This window comes from Candidatus Weimeria sp. HCP3S3_B5 (genome assembly GCF_052064335.1).
In the GTDB taxonomy this organism is placed as follows: domain Bacteria; phylum Bacillota; class Clostridia; order Lachnospirales; family Lachnospiraceae; genus Weimeria.
This window is the reverse complement of record NZ_JBQHVU010000051.1, coordinates 1-2,389: the sequence shown is the minus strand read 5'-3', so window position 1 is coordinate 2,389 and position 2,389 is coordinate 1. Positions and strand designations below refer to the sequence as shown.

General features: G+C 46.1%; 3 protein-coding genes and 1 pseudogene. 2 read left to right on the top strand and 2 right to left on the bottom strand.

Annotated elements, in window-relative coordinates; genetic code table 11:
• Positions 1 to 109 precede the first annotated feature (109 nt).
• Positions 110 to 511: pseudogene (locus ACTNCK_RS11580) on the bottom strand (IS110 family transposase); the annotation flags it as partial.
• A 510-nt stretch (positions 512 to 1,021) separates the two neighbouring features.
• Here ACTNCK_RS11580 and ACTNCK_RS11575 point away from each other — a divergent pair.
• Together ACTNCK_RS11575 and ACTNCK_RS11570 are read left to right on the top strand one after the other, a co-directional pair.
• A complete protein-coding gene (locus ACTNCK_RS11575; protein ID WP_441082878.1) occupies positions 1,022 to 1,408 on the top strand; it encodes a hypothetical protein in 387 nt (128 codons plus the stop codon).
• A gap of 93 nt (positions 1,409 to 1,501) precedes the next feature.
• Entirely contained in the window at positions 1,502 to 1,795 is a 294-nt protein-coding gene (locus ACTNCK_RS11570; RefSeq protein WP_441082877.1) for a hypothetical protein, read from the top strand.
• Positions 1,796 to 2,201: 406 nt separating this feature from the next.
• Here ACTNCK_RS11570 and ACTNCK_RS11565 read toward each other — a convergent pair.
• Positions 2,202 to 2,389, bottom strand: a 188-nt coding sequence (locus ACTNCK_RS11565; protein WP_441082876.1) for a hypothetical protein, incomplete at its 5' end; no start/stop codon positions are given.

Below are 2,389 nucleotides of genomic sequence, written 5' to 3'. Positions count from 1 at the left end.
AAACACCAATTCAGGGCGAAGTCCTGAAAAAGCAGGAGGATCTGTATACAGCGATGGATGTTGCACCGTTATACGCAAAGCCTAGTGTGGAGACACCGGGAATTTAGGTTACAAGGTCTCTTATTTCGCGGATGTCGGCAGGCGGTATAAAGGACGGCTTGATCATACTGCACATAAAAAGATCGCAGATGAACCGGGCGTCTTTACGGTCAGTCTTGTTTCCTTTTTGAGGCTTTGTGTACTTGGGGTGGGCAAGTACAATGTTGCAGTTTTTTTCAAGAATGTTGAAGACCGGGATCCAGTATTTGCCTGTAGATTCCATGCAGACATCCTTACAGCCATAGAAAGCAAGCCATTCGGCAAGTTCATTCAGTCCCTTTGTAAAGGACGAGAACCGCTTCTCATGGTAGTGTACGATGTTGTTGGCATCTGCTATGCCTATGCAGGCATAGATCCAGGTTTTGTGGACATCAAGTCCGCAGGCATTCTTTAGGTAGATTTTAAAAGACACTAAAAACACCTCCTGTTATTTTATAGTTGGGGGACTGGCAGTGACTGGCCATCTGGCAAAATCGAGTCGACTTTGGAAGAGATAAGTTTACGGGCTACGGGCTCTCGCCATTGCTCCAGACATTGATGCCTTAACAGATGACCGGCGACATATAATAATGCGGGGTAGCCGCTAATCTACTCCGCCACTCACCTCCACGTGCTGTGTAGTATGCCAGGCCCTCACTATAAGAATAACAGGAAATTAGAAAAATCGAAAGGCCAGAAGCTGTGTTTCATAACCACTTTGATGCCTTTCGAAGAAAGGCACATGTATAATAATGAAACTTGTGAGATTAACGGCGGAGAATTTTTAGAGAAACCACACATGACAGTGGTATATAGTGACGATGACCCGGACTGGGATGATTAAACAAGATATGTAACTAAACGGGGCAACCAGATATTGATGGTTGTTCCGATAAGGAAATAATTAAGGAACTTTTTGTATCGTATTATATTGAGGTAGATTATGCTTTATTCGATTGACAGCAGTAAATACGTGACCCGCCTTCCTCATCAAGCTGACTATGACAGGTGGAGAAAAAATATCTCAGATGATGAATATAAGGCAGTGGAAGGCACACTGAACGCAAGGATTGATGCAAGCAAGATAAACACCGCTGGCTGGATTCCCGGACACGATTGGACGGGTACGGTATACGAACCGATCTACGAGGCGTGCGGGAAGAATGTTACCCTAGCCGGGATGTTCTTCGGGCTCATCGTATTTAAGCTTCTGATGGAACGGCAGGATAAGACATGGGGCTTCGGCAGATATGAAAATAACGGTCTGCAGATAGCGAGTATGACTTATTTTGAGCTGAAGAACCCGCCGAAAAGGAACAGGAGGCCTTGAGGTGGAATGGTATTAGCCAGGATATAAGGCTGAGACGTAAACGCCAGATAACAGGCGTCTGGAATCATCCTTTTAGAAGCAATAGAGTTCCCAATGATCAGGATACTTCATGATATCCTGCGAGATCATCGCTATTTCATGAATAGGAATCCAATGTCAGATCATATCATTTTTTCTCACAATGGTCTGGTGATACCATGCTATTTCATGAATGGTAATTCAATGTCAGATCATATCTTTTTTTCTCGCAATGCAGGAGCTCATCCAGGAACAGGAGTCAGGCCGCATTATGATAACGGCATGGTGCTCCTTCAGATCAGATTTCCATTACTGAAAGATGAAATTGATATCAGAACAGGCCATGGATTGTGCCGTGCCAGCTGCTGATGCCTGCTTGGCGCAATGAATGAGGCCTGTCCTTCGGCGATCGTCTCATCTATCTTCTCTTCTTGCTTGGCGCTGAAAGGAATGAGGGCCCCTGCTCCCTTCCATCCTGCAAGCACTGAGGTCCTAGGGTACAGGAGTGGCTTCTCTGTTTCCAGATATAAAAAAGCCGCCAGCATTGAGGATCCATGGTAGAGGAAGCAGGGTTTAGGGCTTAGTTTAGATTTAGATACCCCTAGCCCCTAGGCCCTCTGACCTCACACCTCACACCTATTTTGCTAAGGAAGTTCTCTTCGCTAGGTTCGAACTACGCCTATAAGGAAGTTCTTTTCGCTAAGCTCGCACGGCGTCTTCGACTTGTGCTCGCTAATCTCAAAGAACGGCTTCATTTCGGATTCGAGCTTCGCTTTCAGCTTGCTCTCATCTCGAAACTTTCAGCCTCACAGAACGGCTTCGCTTCGGATTCGAGCTTCGCCTTTGGCTTGCTCTCATTAACAAGGAAGCTGTCTTCGTTAAGCTCGAACTTCGTCTTCGACTCGTTCTTGCTAATCTCAGACAGCGGCCTCGCTTGTGGCTTGAGCTGCGCTTTTGGCTTGC

Coding starts and splice junctions, on each gene's coding strand:
- ACTNCK_RS11575 (WP_441082878.1), top strand. CDS start 1,022: ATGCTTTATTCGATTGACAGCAGTAAATACGTGACCCGCCTTCCTCAT.
- ACTNCK_RS11570 (WP_441082877.1), top strand. CDS start 1,502: ATGATCAGGATACTTCATGATATCCTGCGAGATCATCGCTATTTCATG.